We start from the raw sequence: 20,527 nt of genomic DNA on the forward strand, positions 1-20,527 counted from the left end.
CGCGCCGCGGGCCTGACACGCCCCGCGTTTTTCGCGGAAGCCAGTTTTATCGACCACTGATCAGGGTTTGCTGCACCTGCTCACGAAGAAGTTGCGTTTTGATCCGTGCAATGGCGCGGTTTCAAGCGTGATCTGCCGCGAGACTCGGCAGATGACTGAATAAACGCCGATTAAAATATCGCTATTGCGGTGTTCCCCGGATTGTATATCATTTTTTCTATGGTCTCCGCGATCAATGCCCATGATCTGGTCTCTGAAGCCCACGAAACTCTGCGGGCGTGGGTTCTCACCGGCGTTCTGCCGATGGGCGCGCGCCTGAACGTGGTGCAGCTCGCCCGCGCGCTGAACTCGTCACGCACGCCCGTGCGGGAGGCCCTGTCGCGCCTCACGGCGGAGGGGTTCGCGACCTTCGTCCCCAATCGCGGCCATTTCGTCGCGGTCTACACCGCTGCGCGTGTCGCCGAGATCTATAGCTGCCGGGCGATCCTGGAGAGCGAGGCGACGCGGCTCGCCGCCCGCGCCCCGCTGGAGGCCGAGACCGCCGCCCGGCTGGCTGAGATATTGGATACAATTGACGGCCTCATCGCCGGAGGCTGCGACGAGGAGGCGCGCGAGGCGCTCGCCCACCTCAATCACGAATTCCACGAGGCGATCTACGCGCGCTGCGGCAACCAGGAGCTCCAGCGCCTGATCGCCCAGGTCACGACCATTCCGAGCGCGATCCGCCACTATTTCCGCTTCTCGCCCGAGCAGCTCTCCGACAGCAACCGCGCCCACCGCACGATCCTGCGCGCCATCCTCGATGGCGACGGGGACCGCGCCGCCGCCGCGATGCGCGAGCACATCTGGGCCGCGCGCGACCGCATGCTGCCGCCCGACGAGATCGAGGCCCCGCACGACGGCCCACCCGACCCCTTCGCGACGCTGCCGATGCTGCCGATCGCGACCGCCGCGACGACCCAGGACCACCCCATTCGAGCTCGCAGAGCCAAAGGATCCCACCGATGAGCCAGTCTCCGCCCACCCGTTCCGCCAAGCCGTCTGCCGCGCCGACGCGCCGCCGCGTCCTGAAGGGCGCCGCCGCGACCGCCGCGGCCGGGCTCGCCGCCCCCTGGGTCACCACCGCCGCGCGTGCCGCGGGCGAGCTCACCGTCGTCCTCAACCAGGGCCTGCCCGCCAAGCTCTGGATCGACGAGGTGAACCCGATCTTCGAGAAGGAGACCGGCGCGAAGCTCAACGTCCAGCAGTCGGTCACCAGCAACATGCTGGCGATGCTCGAGACGCAGAAGGACAATCCGCCCGACCTCCTTCAGTTCTCCGAGGCCGGCGTCTTCCTCGCGCGCGACCAGGGTCTCCTGCGCCAGCACAACGTGAAGAACATCCCGAACTTCGCGAACCTGATCCCGGCGTTCGACATGGCGGACGGCTATTCGGCCGGCGGCTTCGACGCCTACCACACGCTCCACTACAACACGCAGCGCATCAAGGAGGCGCCGACCTCCTGGCAGGCGCTGTGGGATCCGGCCTATTCGGGCCGCATCGCGATCCCGCCGATCACCTGGAATAACGGCGTGCGCATGGTTACGACCGCGGCGCAGATCGCGACCGGCAAGCCCTTCGCCGAAGCGCAGTATGAGCTGGCGGCCGGCCTCGAATATCTCGCCAAGCTGAAAGACAACGGCGTCGTCGTCTATACGGGCGCGCCGCAGGCGATCCAGATGGTCCAGAGTGGCCAGATTCCGCTCGTCCCCTTCTATGGCCCGTTCATCAACCCGGTGATCGATGAAGGGGCTCCCGTCGCGCCCGCGACGGCGCTGGAGGAGGGCGCGCACGGCGAGATCGTCGGCCTCAACATGGCCTTGAACGCGCCGAACGTGGAGCTTGCCGAGGTCTACGTGAACATCTCCCTCTCGAAGGAGTTCGAGGAGAAGATCGACAGCGTCCTCAAGACGCGCTGCGGCCACAAGGACGTCACACCGTCGGCCGAGACGGCCGCGCGGATCGGCGATCCGGACAAGACCCTCTATGCCGACTGGGGCTTCCTGTCGCGTGAGCGCAAGGCGCTGACCGACGCCTGGAACGAGCACTTTGGCTGAGAAGAGCCTCGCCGCGGCCGGTGCGCCGCTCGGCATGGCGCGCGCGCGACCCTGGTGGTCGCGCCTCGCCTGGCCGGGGCGCGTCGGCCTGCTGCTCCTGCCGGCCGTCGCCTTCATGGTGGTCTTCTACATCCACCCGGTGCTGATGATGCTCGAGACGAGCGTCCAGCCGCCGGAGGGCGCGGCCGGCATCACCGCCCAGCATTATGCGGAGGTCTTCGACAGCCGGCGCATGATGGCGAGCCTCGAGCGCACGATCCGTCTCTCGGCGCTTTCGACGCTCATCACCTTCCTGATCGCCTATCCGATCGCGCTCTTCCTCATTGGTGCGCGCCCCTGGCTGCGCACGTCGATCCTCGTCTTCACCTTCGCCTCGCTCGCCGCGAGCATCATCGTGCGCAACTATGGCTGGCTCGTCGTGCTCGCCGACGGCGGCCCGGTGAACTCGGTGCTCGTCGCGCTCGGCATCGTCGAGTGGCCGGTGCGGCTCGTCTATAGCGAGGGCGCGGTGCTGGTGGCGCTCGTCCACTATGCGATGCCCTTCATGATCCTGCCGATCTATGGCGCTCTCGTGCGGCTCCAGCCTTCGGTGTGGGAGGCGGCCCAGTCGCTCGGCGCCTCGCCCTGGACGGTGCTGCGCAGCGTCGTGCTACCGCTCTCGATGCCGGGCGTCTTCGGCGGGGTGACGCTCTCCTTCGCGATCGCCGCCAGCGCCTATGTCACGCCCCTGATGCTCGGCTCTCCCGCGACGGCGTTCGCCTCGCAGGTCGCCGCGGACGAGCTCCTCGTCCAGCTCAACTTCCCGCGCGGCTCGGCCGTGATCGTGCTCCTGACGCTGTGCACCTTCGCCGTCATCGGGCTCTACGCGCTCGCCGTGCGCCGGATCGGAAAGACCCATGTTCGAGGATAGAGGCTTCAAGCTCATCATCGGCACGCTCGCCGCGCTCGGCATCGCCTTCCTCGCCTTTCCGGTGCTGGTGACGGTGGTGGCCTCGTTCGAGAAGTCGAGCTTCATCGCCTTCCCGCCGACCGGCTGGTCGCTGCGCTGGTATGGCGAGATCGGCTCCATCAACCGTATCGTGGAGGCGACGCTGACGAGCCTTCAGGTCGCGATCGCCTCGGCCGCGCTCGCGACGACGCTCGCCGGCCTCGCCGCCCTGGCGCTGGTGCGCGGCAAGGTCCCCCTCGGCGGGGCGATCGCGACGGTGCTCGCCTCGCCGATCTCGCTGCCCATGATCGCGATCGGCATGGCGCTCGTGCAATTCTTCATCGCGATCGGCGTCGCCTTCACCTGGTGGAGCCTCGTCGTCGGCCACATGGTGCTCGTGATCGCCTATCCGCTGCGCACGATCATCTCGTCGCTGCTGCTCGCGGAACGCTCGCAGGAGGAGGCGGCGGCCTCGCTCGGCGCGACGCCCGTCACCGTCTTCCGCACGGTGACGCTCGCCCAGATCGCGCCCGGCGTCGTCTCGGGCTTCCTCTTCGCCTTCCTCATCTCGTTCGACAATTATCCGATCAGCCTGTTCCTCGTGCGCGGCTCGCTGACGACCATGCCGATCGAGGTGTTCAACTACATCAACCAGAGCTTCGACCCGACGCCGGCGGCCTTCTCGACCGTCTACATCGTGGTCCTGACGATCCTCATCGCGATCGCCGAGAAGCGCTATCGTATCGTCTCGCTGGCTCTGCCGCGGTAGTTTGGGAGCCATCGATGGCCAGCCTCGAAATCGAGAATCTCCGGGTCTCCTACGGCGCGAACACGATCCTGCCCGACCTCAGCCTCAAGGTGGGGGAGGGGGAGTGCGTCGCGTTGCTCGGCCCCTCCGGCTGCGGCAAGACGACGACGCTGCGCTCCATCGCCGGCTTCGTGCGGCCCGATCGCGGCCAGATCCGGATCGGCGGCACCAACGTGCTCGGCCGCCCGGCGCACAAGCGCAATGTCGGCCTCGTCTTCCAGGACTACGCGCTCTTCCCGCACATGAATGTCGCGGAAAATGTCGCCTACGGCCTCATCCGCCGCCGCGTGCCGAAGGCCGAGATCGCGACGCGGGTCGACGACGCGCTGCGCCTCGTGCGGCTCGACACGTTCGGCGAACGCTATCCGGCGCAGATGTCGGGCGGCCAGCGCCAGCGCGTCGCGCTCGCCCGCGCGATCGTGGTGAAGCCGGACATTCTCCTCCTCGACGAGCCGCTCGGCGCGCTCGACCGCAAGCTGCGCGACGAGATGCAGTTCGAACTGAAGACGCTGCAGAACCGGCTCGGCCTCACCTCAATCATCGTGACGCACGACCAGGAGGAGGCGCTGTCGCTCGCCCAGCGCGTCGCGCTGATGTTCGACGGCGACATCGCCGAGATCGGCCCGCCCGCCGAGCTCTATCACCGGCCGAAATCCGCGCGTGCCATGGACTTTCTGGGCGCGAGCTCGATCTTCGAGGGAGAGGTCGCGGCGGTCTCCGGCGGCGAGGCGCGTCTCGTCACCACCGGCGGGGCCGAACTCGTCGGCACCGGGGCGGGGCTCGCGGAAGGGGCGAAGGTCCATATCGGCGTGCGGCCGGAGCGGATCACGCTGACGACGGCCCCCAGAGAGGGCGACAACGTCCTGAAGGGCACGGTCGTCCAGAGCGTCTTCAAGGGCGGGGCGGCCGAGCTTTACGTGAAGCATGCGGGCGAGGCCTTCCGCGTCGCGATGCCGACCGACGCATTCGGCGGCGGGGGCATTGAAGCGGGGGCCGAAGTGTGGGCCGAATTCGCCAAGACCGATGTCCTGGTCTTCCCCCATGCGCGGTGAGCGGCCGATCGGCCCCGCCCGCGACCGGTTCGAGGAAAGGAAGCGATGAGCGTCTGTGCTGACAGTGTGCCCGAGCAGCGGGTGAACGATCTCGGCGGCCTCACGGCCGGCCCGGTGGATCGCGACGAACACGGCGTCTCCTTCTTCGAGAAGCGGGTCGACGCGCTGGTGATGCTGATGGTGAGCCCTTCGATCGGCGCCTTCCGCGTCGACGCGCTGCGCCGCGCCGTGGAGGCGAACAGCGCCGAGGCCTACACCACGCTCGACTATTACGTGAAATGGCTGAACGCGCTCTCCGAACTCCTCATCGAGCAGGAGGTGATCGACCGCGACGAGCTCGACGCGCGGATCGCCACGATCGCGGCGGCGGAAGCCGGAGGCCGCTTCGGTGAGTGACGCGCCCGCCTTGGGGCCCGGCGTCGCGGTGCGCGTGGTCGGCGGCCCGCCCGAGCCGCACTGCCGCACGCCGCATTATCTGCGCGGCAAGACCGGCATCGTCGATCGCGAGATCGGCACCTACGCCGATCCCTCGCGCCTCGCCTACCACAAGCCGGGCCTTCCGAAGCGCCGCCTCTATCGCGTCCGCTTCGACCAGGCCTCGCTGTGGCCCGACTATCCGACGCCGGGCGACACCCTCTACGCCGACCTCTACGAGCACTGGCTCCTGCCGGACGCCGCCCACAAACCGGGACAGGCCTGACCATGCACGACGATCACGACCACCCGCACGACCACGATCATCATCACGGCCACGATCACGACCCGCACGCGCCGGCGTCGGACGATCCGCCCGCGCCGCGCGACTCGCGCATCCTGGAGCAGGCGCTGCGCGAGCTTCTCATCGAGAAGGGCGTCGTGACGGCGGAGATGATCAGCCGCCAGATCGACAACATGGACAGCCGCAACCCGGCGCTCGGCGCGCACATCATCGCCCGCGCCTGGGTCGACCCGGCCTTCCGCGCCGCCCTCGTCGCCGATCCGCTCCACACGATCGAGAAGGAAACCGGCAAGACGATGTTCGTCTCGGGGATGCCCGAGCTGTCCGTCGTCGAGAACGGGCCGGGGCTCCACAATGTCGTCGTGTGCACGCTGTGCTCCTGCTACCCGCGCATGCTCCTCGGCATCCCGCCCGCCTGGTACAAGGCGCCGGAATATCGCTCCCGCGTGGTGCGCGAGCCGCGCGCCGTGCTCGCCGAATTCGGCCTCACCCTCGACGCCGGGACCGAGGTGCGCGTCCACGACAGCACCGCCGACATGCGCTACCTCGTCCTGCCGATGCGGCCGGCGGGGACGGAGGGGTGGGACCTCCCGGCGCTGGAGGCCATCGTCTCGCGCGACTGCATGATCGGGACGGCCGTTCCGGAGGTCCCGGTGGGCGCCTGACCTGCCGGCCCCGCCCGTCGTCCCCCGACCCGCCCCTCACACATCACGGACTGCGATGAGCCCCCCATCCGACGATCTCGCGACGAACTATTCCGCCGTCTTCGGTACGCCGATCGGCCTCGGTGAATCCCCGGCGCTGATCATCATCGACTTCATCAACGCCTACACCGTGCCGGACGCGCCGCTCTACGCGCCGGGCGTGGTGGAGGCGGTGAAGGCGACGGGCCCGCTCCTCGACGCGGCGCGCAAGGCGGGGATCCCGGTGATCTTCACCCGCGTCCTCTACCACCCGTCCGGCATCGATGGCGGGCGCTTCGTGGAAAAGGTGCCGGTTCTGCGCACCCTCGTGGAAGGCGAGCCGCTCGGCGAGATCGTGGACCAGCTGACGCCGCTTCCGAGCGAGCTCGTCATCATCAAGAACTACACCTCGTGCTTCTTCGGCACCTCGCTCGCCGCGACGCTGACGGCGAAGCGCTGCGACACGCTCATCATCGCGGGCTGCTCGACGAGCGGCTGCGTGCGGGCGACGGCGGTCGACGGGGTGCAATACGGCTTCAAGGTGGTGGTGCCGCGCGAATGCGTCGGCGATCGCCACCCGGCCCCGCACGAGGCGAACCTCTTCGACATCAACGCCAAGTACGGCGACGTCGTCTCCCGCGACAGCGTCATCGAGGCCCTGCTGCCGGCGACCGCCGACGAAGTCGTGTCCTGAGCCGCACCGCTCCGTAAATCGGGTGAGGCGGGCCGCCCGGCAGTTCGCCTTGCACCCTCTCCTTGTGTAAGCTTCCCGGTACACGAACCGGAGGAGCGGCGCCGCGAGCGCTCGGGGCGGGAATGACGTGACGACTGCGCGAGAGCCGGCGGCACGGACCTTCGCGGGGGAGGAAGCGCCTACGCGGTTTCGCTGGGTGGTCGTCGGCCTCCTCGCCATCATCACGCTCGTCAACTATCTCGACCGCGCCGCGATCGGCTTCGCCGCCCCCGAGATCGAGCGGGAGCTGGGGCTCGACGCCACCGCGCTCGGCCTGATGATGGGGGCGTTCGGGATCGGCTATTTCCTGTCGAACCCGGTCTGCGGCGCGCTCATCGACCGTCGCGGCGTGCGCGCCATCCTCACCGTCACGATCCTTCTCTGGGCGGCCTCGATGGGCGCGACGGCGCTCGCCCACACGGTGGCCGGCCTCGCGGCGGCGCGCGTCCTCCTCGGCCTTGCCGAAGGGGGCAGCTTCCCGGCGATGTCGGGCGTGGTGACGCGCTGGCTGCCGCCGGAGCGGCGGGGGAGCGCATTCTCGCTGGCGCTTGCCGCGGTGCCGCTCTCGCTCGCGATCGGCGGGCCGCTGCTCTCCGCCCTCGTCGCCGGGTTCGGCTGGCGGGCGACCTACGCGATCCTCGCCGCGAGCACCTTGCCATGGGTCGCCCTCTGGTGGGTCTTCTTCCGCGACGATCCGGGCCGATCCCGCTTCGTCAACGCGGCCGAGGCGCGGCTCGTGGCGGGCCGGACCCCGAGATTGCGGCAGGGCGAACGGGCGGGCGACGGGGTTGGCGGCCTCCGCGAAATCCTCACGAACCGCACGATTCTCGCGAACAATTGGGCCGTGTTTGTGTGGTCCTTCTACCTCTTCTTCTTCATGAGCTGGCTCCCCGGCTACCTGAAGGCCGCACACGGGGTGGACCTCAAGGCGGTCGGCAGCTTCTCCTTTGTCGCCTGGGGCCTCGCGACGCTCGCCCTGTGGGCCGTCGGCCGCCTCTCGGACCGGATCTTCGCGGCGACGGGGCGGCTGCGGCGCGCGCGCAGCCTGCCGATCGCGCTCGCGATCCTCGTCGCCACCGTCGCGGTCATTCCGCTCGCGGGTGGGGGAAGCCTCGCACTCGCCTATGCCTGCCTCACGATCGCGATCGCGACGCTGATGGCGGCGACGGCCCCGCTCGTCGCGATCAACGTGGACCTGATGCCCCACCGCGCCGCGCTCTCGCACGGGATCTTCACCGCCTGTCTCGCGGGGGCGGGCTTCGTCGCCCCGTCCGCCGTCGGCTGGCTGCGCACGCTGACGGGCTCGTTCGAGGCGGGGTTCTGGCTGATGGCGGGGCTCGGCCTCTCGGCCGTCCTCGTCATCGCGCTCTTCCACCGGCCCGACGCGGACCTGTCACCGGCCGGTCGGCAGGCGCTCGCCGGTCTCGGCCACGTGCCGGGCCGCCGCTAGCGCCTTGAGGGCGGTGCGGTCGACCTTGCCGGTCGGGTTGAGGGGCATCGCCTCAAGGAACGCGATCTCCTCCGGCGCCTTGTAGCCGACCCGCTCATAGGCGAACGCGATGAGGTCGTCCGCGCTCGCATTCGCGCCGCGCCGGATGACGATGTAGGCCCGCACATTCTCCCCGTGCAGCACGTCGTGGACGCCGATGACACCGGCGCTCTCGACCGCGGGATGGGCAAGGAGCGCCTCCTCCACCTCCTGCGGGAAGATGTTCGACCCGTCGTGGACGATGATCTGCTTCTTGCGGCCGCGGAACCAGAGATAGCCGTCGGAATCGTAGCGCACGAGGTCGCCGGTCTCGAACCAGCCCCCGCGCACGACCGTCGCGGTGGCGGCGGGATCGCCCCAGTAGCCGCGCATCAGGCCGGGGGCGCGCACGAGGAGCTGGCCGTCCTCGCCGGGTGGGGGCGCGATCCCGTCCGCGCCCGCGACGCGCACGGTCACGCCTGGAACCGGCGTCCCGATCGAGCCCATCACGATCCGCCCCGATGGCGGGTTGAGGGTGACGTTGCCGATCTCGCTGCACCCGAGCCCCTCGTCGATCGCGAGGCCGGCCAGGTCCGCGACCGCGAGGCCGAGCTCTTTGGGCACCTTGTCGCTGCCGGAGCGCAGGAGGCGCAGCGAGGTGAAATCGTCCGCCCGCACGTCCGGGTCGCGCACGACGCCGAAGAGGGCGACCGGCAGGATGCACAGGACCGTCGGCCGCTCGCGCCGCAGCATGGTGAGGATCTCGCGCGCGGCGAAATGGCGGGCGACGACGACGCGCGCACCCACTGAGAGCGCCGCCAGCGAGAAGAGCAGCGCGCCGAGATGGGACAGCGAGGAGGCGGGGAGCATGATGTCGTCGGCGGTGAGCTCGAACCCCGCCGCTGTGCTCGCGCACATCGCGCTCATGGAGGCGTAGGTGTGGGTGACGCCCTTGGCGGGTCCCGTGCTGCCGGAGGTGAAGAGGATGAAGGCGGGGTCGTCCTCCCTGTGTGGCGGCGGGGTCCAGTCGCGCGCCGTCTCGATCATCTCCTCGAAGCGCGGGCCGGTGACGCCCTCCTCGTAGCCGTAGAGGATGTGGCCGAGCGGGAGGGCCATCGCGGTCGCAGAGGCGCGCATGTCGTCCTCACGCTCGATGTGGTGGAGGATCGCGGCGGCGCCGCACCGCTCCAGCGCATGGTCGATCTCGGCCGCCGTGTAGCGATAGTTGAGCGGGACGGCGACGAAGCGCCCCTTGAGGCACGCGAGATAGTGGACGAGGACCGCGCCGCGATTGGGCATCAGCGAGGCGATCCGGTCGCCGGGCCGCAGGCCGAGCGCGGCGTAGGCGGCGGCGAGGCGGTCGCTCGCGGTGTCGAGCGCGCGGAACGTCCACCGGATGTCGCGGGAGACGACGGCGTCGGCCTCCGGACGGGTGGCGAGGCCCGCCGCGAGAAGGTCCGCCACGGGCGCGATCGTCGTCAGCGGAGGGCCGGCGAGCTGGGCCGCGTCCTCTCCATCCATGATTTCCCCCGACGTTCTTTTCGTTCTCGCAGATCTCGATCCTAAAAGCGTTCGAGAGTTCGAGCAAATGTCGGAGATATTTCGCTGCATCGGGTGCAGTGTTGTCGTGGAAGGGCAATTAAAGCGCGCGGTATATCAGTCGCGTCGCGGGATATAGCCATCGGGTCTTGCATCGATGCTAGGGGCGCCAGATCAACCGGGGCTCGGATCGCTTATCATTGGACGGGCCGTGCCGATCTCGGGGGCGGGGTCCGACGCGGGATCGAGTTCGGCCTTGAAGACCGCGACCGGCAGGCCTTTTCCCTTGAGGTGCAGCGGCTCCATCGGGGTGAAGCGGAAGCCGGGGCGGCGGGCGGCGGCGGTCGCGGCGTCGGTGCTGACGAAGGTCTCGCCGGGCGGGGCGGCCGAGCAGAGGCGCGCCGCGATGTTCACGCGGTCGCCGAGCACGGTGAAGTCCATGCGCGTGCGCGAGCCCATCGCGCCCATCACGACGTCGCCGACATCGACCCCGATTCCGACCTTGAGGTCGAGGTCGGGATGCTCGTCGATGACGCGCTGCATGTCGTCCTGGATCTCCAGCGCGCAGGCGACCGCGTCCGCGGCCATCTCCTCACGCAGGAAAACCGCCATGATCTGGTCGCCGACGAACTTGTCGACGTCCCCGCCATGGCGCAGCACGATGTCCGTCTGGTTGCGGAAGAAGAGGTTCAGGACGTCGACGACGACCGAGGGATCGCGCGACTCGGCGAAGGCGGTGTAGCCGCGAATGTCGGAGAAGAGGATCGCGGCCTGGCGCCGCTCGCCGCCGAGGCGGACCCCGCCCTGGTCGGAGCGCTGGATCGCCTCCAGCGTGCCGCCGGAGACGAACTTGGCGAGCTGGAACCGCTCGCTGATCTGCACGATCATTTCGTTGATGTGCCGGGCGAGGTCGCCGATCTCGTCGCGCGAGTGGGTGCCGGTGCCCTCGACGCGCGCGGTGAAGTCGCCGTCGCCGACCGCGTTCACCGTCTTCGCCATCGCGACGACCGGTCGGCTCATGCGCGAGGCGACGAGATAGGCGCCGCCGCCGGCCGCGAGGAGGCCGAGCGCCAGCCACCAGCCGAGGCTCTGGATCATCTGGCGCACGGCGAAATAGGCGATCGTCTCGCTCTTGTCGGCGATGACCGCCCATCCGAAGGGTTGGGGGAAGGCGTAGGCGGCGAGGACCTGCTCGCCGCCGGGCAGCGTGAACGGCCCGACCGAGGCGACGCGGGTCTGGCTGCGCAGAAGCTCCATCGCCTGAGCGACGACAGGGTTTTCGCGCAGATCGCGTGACCGGGTCGTGAGTACGCTCTGGCCCTCCGAATCCACGATGAAGATGCGGCCCGTCGCGTTGATCGAATGCCCCTCCACGGCCTTGCGCAGGCGGGTGAGGTTGAAGCGCGCCGTCAGCACCGCCTCCTGGCCGGAGACGCCGTTGAGGAGGGGAAGCGCGATGGTGGCGAGCCAGTCGTCGGTCTCGGCGATGTGGTCGACGCGGGAGAGGCGGGCGGGCGCGCCCCAGATGTCGGAGCGCGAGACGGACTGGAACGGGTCGCCCGGCGCCGTCAGCACCGCCTTCGGCACCAGCGAGGCGCGCGCGAGGCGCTCGTTGAAGGTGTTCTGGGTGATGAGGAGGGGGAGGGCGGCCTCCTTCACCGTGATCTGGAGCGCGACGAGGTCCGGCAGCTCCGAGATGCCCTCCTGGAGGAGGGCGATCTTCTCGCGCACGCCGAGCTCTTGGTCGTCGATCGCGTTGCGGATGACGCGCAGCGGCGCGAGCCAGACCTGGGTGTAGACCCCGTCGATCTCCTGCGCCACCTGCCGCACCGTCGCGAGCAGCTCGGCATTGGCCGAGCTCTTCAGCTCGTCCCGCGCGATGCGGATCAGCGACTGCCCGGCCGTCAGCAGCGGCACGACCGCGATGACGATCGCGAACGCGAGCAGCTTGTCGCGCAGCTTCATGTGCAGGCGCGGCCACCTCATCGCGCGGCGACGGTCGCCGGGGCGTCAGGTGGCGCGGACGGGGCGTCGTGGGCGCGGATGCGCACCAGCACCTCGTCGTGCGCGACGCCGCATTGGAGACCCGTATGGTCCGACACGGTGAGGCCAACCGCGACCTCGCCCGGCTGGATGAACTGGTGCCTCACCCGCTGGCCGGAGAGCGTCACCCCCTCGGACGGGATCGTCCAGGTGTAGCGCAGGGACGGGCCGTCCGGATCGCGCGAGCCGCTCGCGTCGAGGAGGATCCCATCGTGCGCGCCGCCGGTGAAGCCGTCCCGGTCGGGTCCCGCGTCGGCGATGGGCGGTGCGTTGACCGTGATGAACGCGTCGTCGGTCGCCGCGCTGCAGGACGCGCCGGCGGGGTCGGTGGCGGTGAGGCGGACGCGGTAGCGGCCGGGGGTCGCGAAGGTGTGCTGCGTGACGGGGCCGCCGCCGCTCGCCCCGTCGCCGAACTCCCAGCGGAAGGCGATGGCGGGGTCGTCGATATCGCCCGAGCGCGTGGCGTCGAACGTCACCGGCTCGCCGGGGCAGACGGTGCGGTCCGGCCCCGCGAAGGCCTGGGGCGGTCGGTCGATCTGGAGGGCGTGGGTCGTCTGGCGGGCGCTGTTGTCGTGGCCGAGGCCGTTGTCGACCATCGCGACCACTTCGTAACGCCCCGGCCGTTCGTAGAGGTGGCGGACGGCCGTGCCCTCCGCCTCCGTGCCGTCGCCGAAGCGCCAGCGCGCGGCGGCGCTCTCGCCGGAGAGGCCGTCGAGTGTCATTTCCACGGCCTCGCCGACGCAGCTTGCCGACGGCGCCGCGATCGCGACCGCCGGGGCCGGTGCGACCACCACGCGCGCCGTGTCGACCACCGTCGAGTTCGAGACGCCCGCATTGTCGGTGATGGCGAGGCGGACGATGTAGGTGCCGGGATTGGCGTAGCGGTGGCGCACGGTGCTGCGCTCGCCCTTGGTGCCGTCGCCGAAATCCCATGCGTAGGTGAGGATGCCGCCGTCTGCGTCGGCCGAGCCGGTGCCGTCGAAGGTGACGCTTTCGAGGACGCCGACCTCGCGGTCGGGCCCCGCGTCGGCGACGGGCGCGGCGTTCGCCGTCACCACCTTGGTGGCGGAGACGCTCTGGCACGTCGGGTGGGGCGAGTTGGTGACGAGGGTGAGGCTCACCCGGTGGTCGCCGGGCGCCTGGAACGTGTGGCGCACGGTCTCTCCGGTGGCGGTGCTGCCGTCGCCGAAATCCCAGCGATAGTCGAGGATCGCGCCGTCCGTCATCGTGGAGGCGCGCGCGTCGAAGACGGCCTCCTCGGCGACCGCCACGGCCGCGGGCGCGTCGATCACCGGGTGCGGGCCTTCGAGGATCGTCACCAGGATCTCGTCCGAGGCGACGCGGTCGCACTGGCCGACGACCTCGCCGACGATGGTGAGCTGGGCGCGGTACGTGCCGGGCCGCGTGTAGATGTGGAAGGGCCGCTCGCCGCCGCTCTGTCCGCCATCGCCGAAATCCCAGCCATAGGAGTTGACGACGCCGTCGATGTCCCACGAGTTCGAGCCGTCGAAATGGACCTCGGTGTTGACGCAGGCGCTGATGTCCGGACCCGCGCGGGCGATGGGCCCCTGGTCCACCTCCACCGCGATGCGGTTCGTGCCGCCGCTGTTGGCAAGGCCCGACTCGTCGCGCACGGTGAGGATCACGGCGTAGGTGCCGCCCTCGCGATAGGCCTTCGTCGGGTTGACGACGTCGGACGCGGTGCCGTCGCCGAAATCCCAGGCATGGCTCAGGACCCCGCCGTCCGGGTCGAGCGAGGCCGAGCCGTCGAAGGCGATCACGTCGTCGGTGCACACGCGCCGGTTCTCGCCCGCGACGGCGATGGGGGCGCGGTTGATGGTGACGGTCATCTCGTCCGTGTCGGCGGCGTTGGAAAGGCCCGTCCCGTCGTCCACGGTGAGGAGGACCGGGTAGGTGCCGCCCTCGGCAAAGGTGTGGACCGCGCGCGCGCCGGAGCCGCTCGCCCCGTCGCCGAAGGACCATGTGTAGGTGAGGGCGTCACCGTCCGGATCGACGCTCGCGCCCGCGTCGAAGGCGACGGTGGTGCTCGCCTGGACGATGTCGGCCCCGGCGCTCGCGGCGGGGCGCGCGTTGACGAGGATCGTCATGTCGTCCTCGGCCTGGCCGTTCAGCGCGCCGCTGTCATCTGTGACGGTGAGGTGGGCCGTGTAGGTGCCCGGCGCGCCGAAGTCCCGCTCCACGCGCGGGGCATAGTCGGGGTCGGCGCGGTCGCTGAAATCCCATCGCGTGAGGGCGATCGCGCCGTCCGTGTCGAACGAGCCGCCGGCGTCGAACACCACGGGGTCACCGGGCGCGACGCGCAGGTCCGGCCCCGCGACGGCGGTCGGCGCGGCGTTCACCACGATCTCCGCCTCGTCGATGTCGAACGCCTCGGGGTGGCCGGAATCGTCGCGCACCGTGAGCGTCACCAGGTAGGTGCCGGGCGCGCCATAGGTGTGGGTGAGGATCGGTCCGGTCGCGGTCGCGCCGTCGCCGAGCGTCCATTCGTGCGCGACGATGTCGCCGTCCGGGTCGATCGAGCGGTCGCCCTGGATGGTGACGGTCTCGTTGGGGGCGGCGATCTGGTTCCGCCCCGCGTCCGCGATCGGCGCGGCGTTGACGAGGACGACCATCGTGTCCTCCGCAGTGTTGCGGATCGTGTCGCTGTCGTCGGTGACGGTGAGGCGGACGGGATAGCGGCCCGGCCGGCGATAGACGTGGGCGGGGGCGCTGCCGATCCCCCGCTCGCCGTCGCCGAAATCCCAGTCATAGCGGATGATCGCGCCGTCCGCGTCGGAGGAGGCGCGGCCGTCGAACTGGACGAGGCTGCGGGTCAGCGACTGGTCCGGCCCGGCCTCGGCGACCGGCGGATCGTTGACGGTGATGCGCACCGTGTCGACGGACTGGGATTGGGCAAAGCCCGAATCGTCCGACACCGTCAGGCTGACATCGTAGGTCCCGCTCTTGGCAAATGCGTAGTCGGAAACCGGTCCGGCCGCGACGCTGCCGTCGGCGAAGGCCCAGGCGAAGCGCGAGATCATGCCGTCCGGGTCGTGGGAGCCGGTGCCGTCGAAGGCGATCACCTCGCCGACGGCCGCGCTCCGGTCGGACCCGGCGGCTGCGACCGGCGGGGCATTGACGACGACGCGCATCGTGTCCTCGTCGACCCCGTTGGGGGCACCGGAATCGTCGGTGACGGTCAGCGTCACGACATAGGTGCCGGGGTCCTTGAAGGTGTGCCGGGCGACGGGACCGTCGCTGAGCGTCCCGTCGCCGAGCGCCCAGCGGTGGGACACGATCCGCCCGTCCCGGTCATAGCTCGCACTGCCGTCGACGACGAGCTCGTCGCCGAGATGGAGCTTCTGGTCGCGCCCGGCGACCGCCACGGGCGGGGCGTTGACGCGCAGCGTCGCCTGCGCCGTGCCGGTCTCGCACGCGTGGCCGGAATCGTCCGTCGCCCGCAGCGTCACGAGATAGCTGCCCGGCTGCTGGAAGGTGCGCATCACCTTCGGCCCTTCCATCACCACGCCGTCATTGAAGAGCCACTCGAAACGCTGGAGGCGCCAGTCGCCGGCCTCGGAGGCGGTCGCGTCGAGCGTCACCTCCTCGCCGACGGCCACCATCGCGGGGGATGCGATCACCGCGGTCGGGCGCGGCTTGGAGAAGACGGAGAAGGTGAGCGAGGCGCCGTCGCCGATCTGGCCCGAGGAGTCGGTGAGCAGGAGACGGCCATTGTGGTGGCCGCTCGTCGCGAACTCCTGGAGGACGGACTTGCCGGTCTTCCGCGTCCCGTCGTCGAACTCCCACGCATAGGAGAGGCGGTCGCCGTCCTGATCGGTGGAGGCGCTCGCGTCGAAGACGAAGGCGACGCAGTTGGCGAGCGAGGCGATGTCGACCGAGGGGGTCGGGCGCTGGTTGAGGACGAGGTCGCGCGGGGGGAGGTCGATCGGGACGGGGACGGCATTGTGGTCGGTGATGAGGAGGGTGACGTCGTTCGGCGTCTCCGTCCCGCCGGTGATGGTGATCCCGGCGAGATCGGTCGCGAGCGGGCGGTCGATCATGACGATGTCGCGCTCCCACTCGTCCTGGCCCGAGGCGGTCAGCGGCACGTCGCTGAAGGCGGTGCGCATCACGAGGCGGGCGTGGGCCGTGTCGAAGTTCGCGACGGTGAGGGCGGCGGCGTCCTCAGGGACGCGGAAGCGCAGCTCGGTGGTGCGTGCGGAATTGAGGACGCGTACCGTCGGCATCAGCGAGAAGGTGCGCACACCCTCCGGCGCAAGATTGCGCCGGTCGCGCAGGCTGAGCCGCACGTCGTAGACGTTGCCGGCGTTTCCATCGAGGCCCACCGCGTCGAAGCGGAAGATGCGCCGACCGTCGACGAGCGCGCCGTCGACGGGGTTCACGACCGCGACAGTGCGCCAGCGATCGTCCGAGGCCGCGTCCTCGCCGACGATCTCCTCGTAGAGGAGGCGTCCCGTCCCTGCCGGCGCCTCGGACAGGCCGTCCTCGCCGACGGGGGCGGTGAGCGCGGCTGCGGCCGCCTCGCCGCCATAGAGTGCGTAGCGGAAGCGGGACGGGCCGCGGCCTTCGAGGTCGTGCGCGCCGCCGGAATCGGCGTCGAAGAGGCGGAGATAGAGGCGGTCCTGAAAGTCGGCCGGGAGGCTGAAATAGACGGACTGGTGAAAGTCGGGGTCGCCCTCGCGGGTAGGGGCGCCGGCACCGTAGGTGACGAGGAGGGGCGTGTCCTGCGCCGCCGCGCCGACGCTCCATCCGGTGATTGTCAGCAACGCGGCGAGGCCGGCAAGCACAAATTTGCGGGAGCGCGTGTGTTCGGGCCGCCACGTGCTGTGAAGGCAACGAGGAGTGGCGCGCCGGCCGAAGTCAGCTCGGCTTGAAGACGATAAGATTTCCTGCATTGTCTTCAATGTTTACCTCGATGAGGGCAGGTTTTCCGTGAGGCGCGTTCATCAAAGCGACAACCCCCTGGTATCGCTTCGATGCCTCGTTGTATCGGACGAACGCCTCGAACTCTTCCGCGCCGACCGAGACGCGGGCGCGGGCCGCCGCTGCGACGCCGCTTTCGTCATCCACCATCACCTCCACGACGAGGCGCCGGGCGTGACCGTCGCCGACCACGCTGAGGCTGTAGTCCGCCACCTTCGGCGGGGTCCGGTCGTGCGTGACGGTTGCGTTCAGCACCGTCACGTTGCCGACCGCGTCCGTCGCGGTCAGCTCGAAATGGTTGGGGCCGGGTGAGAGGCTGACGACGCGCGAGAAGCCTGCGCCCGGATCGAGCCGCAGCGCCTCGCCGTTCAGCGCGACCGTGGCGTCGGCATCGGTGGTGCCGTAGATCTCGAGTAGGGAGCGGGAGGTCAGCTTCGGCAGCGGGCTGCCGAGGGCGAGCGCCGGGGCCGCGCGGTCGGTCGCGGCGCGGAAGGTGGTGCCGGTCTCGAAGCCGGAGGCCGCGATCACCACGCAGACGAGCACCTCGGCCGGCCCCTTCAGGGGCACCGAGACGGTGAAGCTCCCGTCCGCCTCCGAGCGTGTCGCGGCGCGGACGGCGCCCAGCCTGTCGCGCACCTCGAGTCGCGTGCCCGGCACGGTGCGGCCGCCGAGCGCAAGCGTGCTCGTCGCGGTGAGGAGCGTCCCGTCGCGCATCCGGGGGATCCAGTCCCCGAAGGCGACGCGGGCGCGGGTGTCGGGCTGATAGGTCACGCGCCGCACCCGCTCGGTGACGTTGCCGGCCGCATCCGTCGCCGCAACCTCGATCGCGTTCGGCCCGTCGGCGAGCGGAACGCGCGTGATGAAACGATTGCCTTGCGGCAAGACACTCGCCGCGCCGACGGTGAGGATCGCGCCGGGCTCCACCTCGCCCGCGACCTCGACGCTCGCCTCGCGCACGATCGCCTCCTCCTCCGGCCGGTCGATCCGCAGGAAGGGCGGGGCGGTGTCGCCCGCGAGCTCGAAGCGCCAGGTGGGGCTGCGCTCGCCGGGGATGCCGAACGCATCGAGCACAGCCGCGCGCCAATAATAGACGCCCGGCGTCAGGCTCGTCGCCTGGAAGGCGGGGTCCTGCAGGCCGAAATGGCTCTCCACCATGCGCTGGAAGGCGGGGTCGGACGCGATCTCGATCCACGATCCGCCGGCGCCCTCGGGCGGGGTCCAGGTGAAGTCGACGGGACTCGTCGTCAGCCGCGCCTCGTCGGCGGGGGCGTGGAGGGCGGGCGGCCCCAGCACCGTCAGCGTGCCGACCTCCTGGTGCTGGCGCACGACCGCACCCTCGTTGCGGCCGAGCGTGACGATCTCGCCCTCGGTGGTGAGGGTCAGCTCGCCTGCATCATAGTTGGCGAACTTCGCCTCCTCGGCCTCGTTGCTGACCCAGAAGCTTCCCGAATCGATGGTGGTCCCGACATTCGGAAGGTCTACCTCGAACTCGCGCCGCTCGCTCTCGGCGGCGAGGAGGGCGTAGAAATTCCCCTCCACGAGGCTGACCTTCGACTGCTCGCGCCGCGTCAGCGGGTCGACGCGCATGTGCTCGATCACGGCGTAGGAGTTGGGCTGGAGGCGCAGGCGGCTCGCGTCGCGGAAGGTGATCTGCGCGGTGGAGGCCGACAGCGTGCGCACGCGCTCCTGCTGTTCCAGGAGGTCGCCCAGGGCGCGGTTCTGCCAGCCATAATCGTCGTTCTTGCGCCCCTCGACGCCGCCCTGCCGGTCGCTGAGGACGGCTTCCCCGGCCTGGTCGCGCGCGTGGATCGCGGCCTCGTAGGCTTTCAGCGCGTGGGTGGTGGAGACGTCGGCGCGCGTTTTGGTGATCGCCCAATTCTTGGCGGTGCGGTGGCGCAGCGCGTCGGCATAGGCCTCGAGCGCGGCGCCGATCTCGGCGGGGGCGAAGATCTGCGCGCCGGCCTTGTTCGCGGCCTGGGTGGTGGTGAGCGCCTCGTTGAGCGCGTAGTTGGCGAGCGAGATGGCGTTAGCGGGGATGCGCAGCGCGTCGCCGGGCCTCAGATCGGACACGGCCGAGACGCCGGTGGTGGCGAGGATGTCCGGCCACAGATTGGGGTCGTCGAGATATTCGGCGGCGACGTCGCGGATGGGACGTGCGGCGTCGTAGCTGACGGTGAGGTAGCGCTCCTGCGCACCCTGCGCACCCTGCGCGGCCGCTGGGACGGTGGGTCCGAGGAGGCCGACGAGCACCACCGCGACCGACGTCACCGCCGACACGATTGGATGAAAGGATGGACGAGGATCGCAGGCGCGCATCAGGACAGGCCCCGGCCGCAAACGCTTGGAAGCTCGATACGACTTTAATGTCGCGTTACATAAGTATCACAACCGCGGCGGGGGGCCAAACACGGTGGGGTTACTGGTGAGGGGCGTGTGGAAATCGGCCGATGAAGGGGGCGGTTGCTCAGAGGCGTCGAGAGGAGCGCTTGGAGCGCAGGGTCGAATTCAGTGTTTCGTCTGAATTTCCGGATGATAAACATTTGGATGAATAAATGGGGCTGGTGGGACTAGACGTGCGCTGACGCCGAACTTGAGTGGCGGCGTCATCCTGAACGTCGTGCCTCTCGCCTTCCCCGGCACCGGTGTTCTTGGAGACGGAAACGTCAGACGCCGAGGACGCCGCCATCGACCCGACCCACGCCGGAAGCAAACCCAACGGGCCGCTTCACGACCGTTTCCCCGTCCTCCCTAGCAAAGGTGCTGCAGACAGAGCGCGGTGCGCAGTGCGCTCGGATCCTCTACACCCTTCCTTCGGTTCGCATCGATCGCGGCGCTCTGTTCGGATCGCTGCCCATTCGTCACTTGGCATCGGAGGGGATGATGAAGGTCTTATTCGCAACCTGGCAGTTCTGGGCCATCTCGGCAGCATTCTTTGCCGCTCTCACGGCGATCTTCGCAAAGATTGGTATTGAGAATATCGGCTCCGACTTCGCAACCTTCATCCGCACCATCGTCATACTTCTGGCTTTGGCCCTCATTCTGACAGCAACAGGCGGGTGGCAGAGCCTCAGCACGATTTCGTCGCGCTCAGGCATCTTCCTCGTTCTGTCGGGGCTTGCCACCGGCGCGTCATGGATCTGCTACTTCCGCGCGCTGAAGGTCGGGGATGCGGCGCGGGTTGCCCCCATCGACAAGATGAGCGTGGTGCTGGTGGCCATCTTCGGCGTCGCCTTTCTCGGCGAACAGCTTTCCCTCCCCAACTGGCTGGGCGTGGGGCTCATCGCCGCCGGGGCAATCCTCGTCGCGTACAAGGGATAGGTGCTGGAGCGGCCCGTCCGGCGGATCTCGTTCCGGTCCGGGGACGGTTGCTGTCAGAACATCAGAAGGATGAGATGGCGCACCCGACAGGATTCGAACCTGTGACCTCTGCCTTCGGAGGGCAGCGCTCTATCCAGCTGAGCTACGGGTGCGGATGCCTCCCCGGTCAGTAGCCGATCGCGGGGGCCGCGACAAGG

At 69.6% G+C, this 20,527-nt stretch carries 15 protein-coding genes and 1 tRNA gene; 11 read left to right on the forward strand and 5 right to left on the reverse strand.

All coding sequences use genetic code 11. The features are described 5' to 3' along the window. Positions 1-219: 219 nt before the first annotated feature. The 10 genes from DBV35_RS05625 to DBV35_RS05670 all read left to right on the forward strand — a co-directional run bounded on the left by DBV35_RS05625 (position 220) and on the right by DBV35_RS05670 (position 8,468). Positions 220-1,008, forward strand: coding sequence for a GntR family transcriptional regulator (locus tag DBV35_RS05625; RefSeq protein ID WP_108659223.1), 789 nt, complete (start codon positions 220-222; stop codon positions 1,006-1,008). Further along, on the forward strand, positions 1,005-2,096 hold the full coding sequence (locus DBV35_RS05630; RefSeq protein ID WP_108659224.1) for an extracellular solute-binding protein: 1,092 nt from the start codon (positions 1,005-1,007) through the stop codon (positions 2,094-2,096). The genes DBV35_RS05625 and DBV35_RS05630 overlap by 4 nt, the downstream gene beginning before the upstream one ends. Beyond that, positions 2,089-3,006: an ABC transporter permease gene (locus DBV35_RS05635; protein WP_108659225.1), complete on the forward strand. Its 918-nt coding sequence runs from the start codon at positions 2,089-2,091 to the stop codon at positions 3,004-3,006. The genes DBV35_RS05630 and DBV35_RS05635 overlap by 8 nt, the downstream gene beginning before the upstream one ends. Continuing rightward, entirely contained in the window at positions 2,993-3,793 is an 801-nt protein-coding gene (locus DBV35_RS05640; RefSeq protein WP_108659226.1) for an ABC transporter permease, read from the forward strand. The genes DBV35_RS05635 and DBV35_RS05640 overlap by 14 nt, the downstream gene beginning before the upstream one ends. Positions 3,794-3,807: 14 nt before the next feature. Next, the gene (locus DBV35_RS05645) at positions 3,808-4,884 is read left to right on the forward strand and encodes an ABC transporter ATP-binding protein (protein ID WP_108659227.1); all 1,077 of its coding nucleotides are present in this window, start codon (positions 3,808-3,810) and stop codon (positions 4,882-4,884) included. A 45-nt stretch (positions 4,885-4,929) separates the two neighbouring features. Further along, a complete protein-coding gene (locus DBV35_RS31370) occupies positions 4,930-5,280 on the forward strand; it encodes an SH3-like domain-containing protein (RefSeq protein ID WP_108659228.1) in 351 nt (116 codons plus the stop codon). Beyond that, the gene (locus tag DBV35_RS31375) at positions 5,273-5,584 is read left to right on the forward strand and encodes an SH3-like domain-containing protein (RefSeq protein ID WP_108659229.1); all 312 of its coding nucleotides are present in this window, start codon (positions 5,273-5,275) and stop codon (positions 5,582-5,584) included. Before DBV35_RS31370 ends, DBV35_RS31375 begins: the two co-directional genes overlap by 8 nt. Before the next feature lie 2 nt (positions 5,585-5,586). Then, positions 5,587-6,267 (forward strand): nitrile hydratase subunit alpha, encoded by a 681-nt coding sequence (locus DBV35_RS05660; RefSeq protein WP_108659230.1) that lies wholly within the window; start codon positions 5,587-5,589, stop codon positions 6,265-6,267. Between the two features lie 55 nt (positions 6,268-6,322). Further along, positions 6,323-6,979 (forward strand): N-carbamoylsarcosine amidohydrolase, encoded by a 657-nt coding sequence (locus DBV35_RS05665; protein ID WP_108659231.1) that lies wholly within the window; start codon positions 6,323-6,325, stop codon positions 6,977-6,979. 127 nt (positions 6,980-7,106) lie between these two features. Next, the gene (locus DBV35_RS05670) at positions 7,107-8,468 is read left to right on the forward strand and encodes an MFS transporter (protein ID WP_108659232.1); all 1,362 of its coding nucleotides are present in this window, start codon (positions 7,107-7,109) and stop codon (positions 8,466-8,468) included. On the opposite strand, the gene DBV35_RS05675 is transcribed toward DBV35_RS05670, so the two are convergent. The 4 genes from DBV35_RS05675 to DBV35_RS05690 form a co-directional block, all read right to left on the reverse strand. Continuing rightward, positions 8,412-10,007 (reverse strand): class I adenylate-forming enzyme family protein, encoded by a 1,596-nt coding sequence (locus DBV35_RS05675; RefSeq protein ID WP_108659233.1) that lies wholly within the window; start codon positions 10,005-10,007, stop codon positions 8,412-8,414. The two genes, DBV35_RS05670 and DBV35_RS05675, sit on opposite strands and share 57 nt — an antisense overlap. Positions 10,008-10,199: 192 nt before the next feature. Then, entirely contained in the window at positions 10,200-11,990 is a 1,791-nt protein-coding gene (locus DBV35_RS05680; protein WP_170134878.1) for an adenylate/guanylate cyclase domain-containing protein, read from the reverse strand. A 17-nt stretch (positions 11,991-12,007) separates the two neighbouring features. After that, positions 12,008-16,855, reverse strand: coding sequence for a PKD domain-containing protein (locus tag DBV35_RS05685; protein ID WP_157961589.1), 4,848 nt, complete (start codon positions 16,853-16,855; stop codon positions 12,008-12,010). Positions 16,856-16,949: 94 nt separating this feature from the next. Beyond that, complete coding sequence (locus DBV35_RS05690; protein WP_157961590.1) at positions 16,950-19,280, reverse strand: FecR domain-containing protein; 2,331 nt, start codon at positions 19,278-19,280, stop codon at positions 16,950-16,952. Positions 19,281-19,892: 612 nt separating this feature from the next. Here DBV35_RS05690 and DBV35_RS05695 point away from each other — a divergent pair. Continuing rightward, positions 19,893-20,330 carry an EamA family transporter gene (locus DBV35_RS05695; RefSeq protein WP_108660571.1) on the forward strand — a complete coding sequence of 146 codons (438 nt, stop codon included), beginning with the start codon at positions 19,893-19,895 and terminating at the stop codon, positions 20,328-20,330. 75 nt (positions 20,331-20,405) lie between these two features. Here DBV35_RS05695 and DBV35_RS05700 read toward each other — a convergent pair. Next, positions 20,406-20,482, reverse strand: a tRNA-Arg gene (locus tag DBV35_RS05700). Positions 20,483-20,527 lie beyond the last annotated feature (45 nt).

It is taken from the genome of Acuticoccus kandeliae, assembly GCF_003073115.1.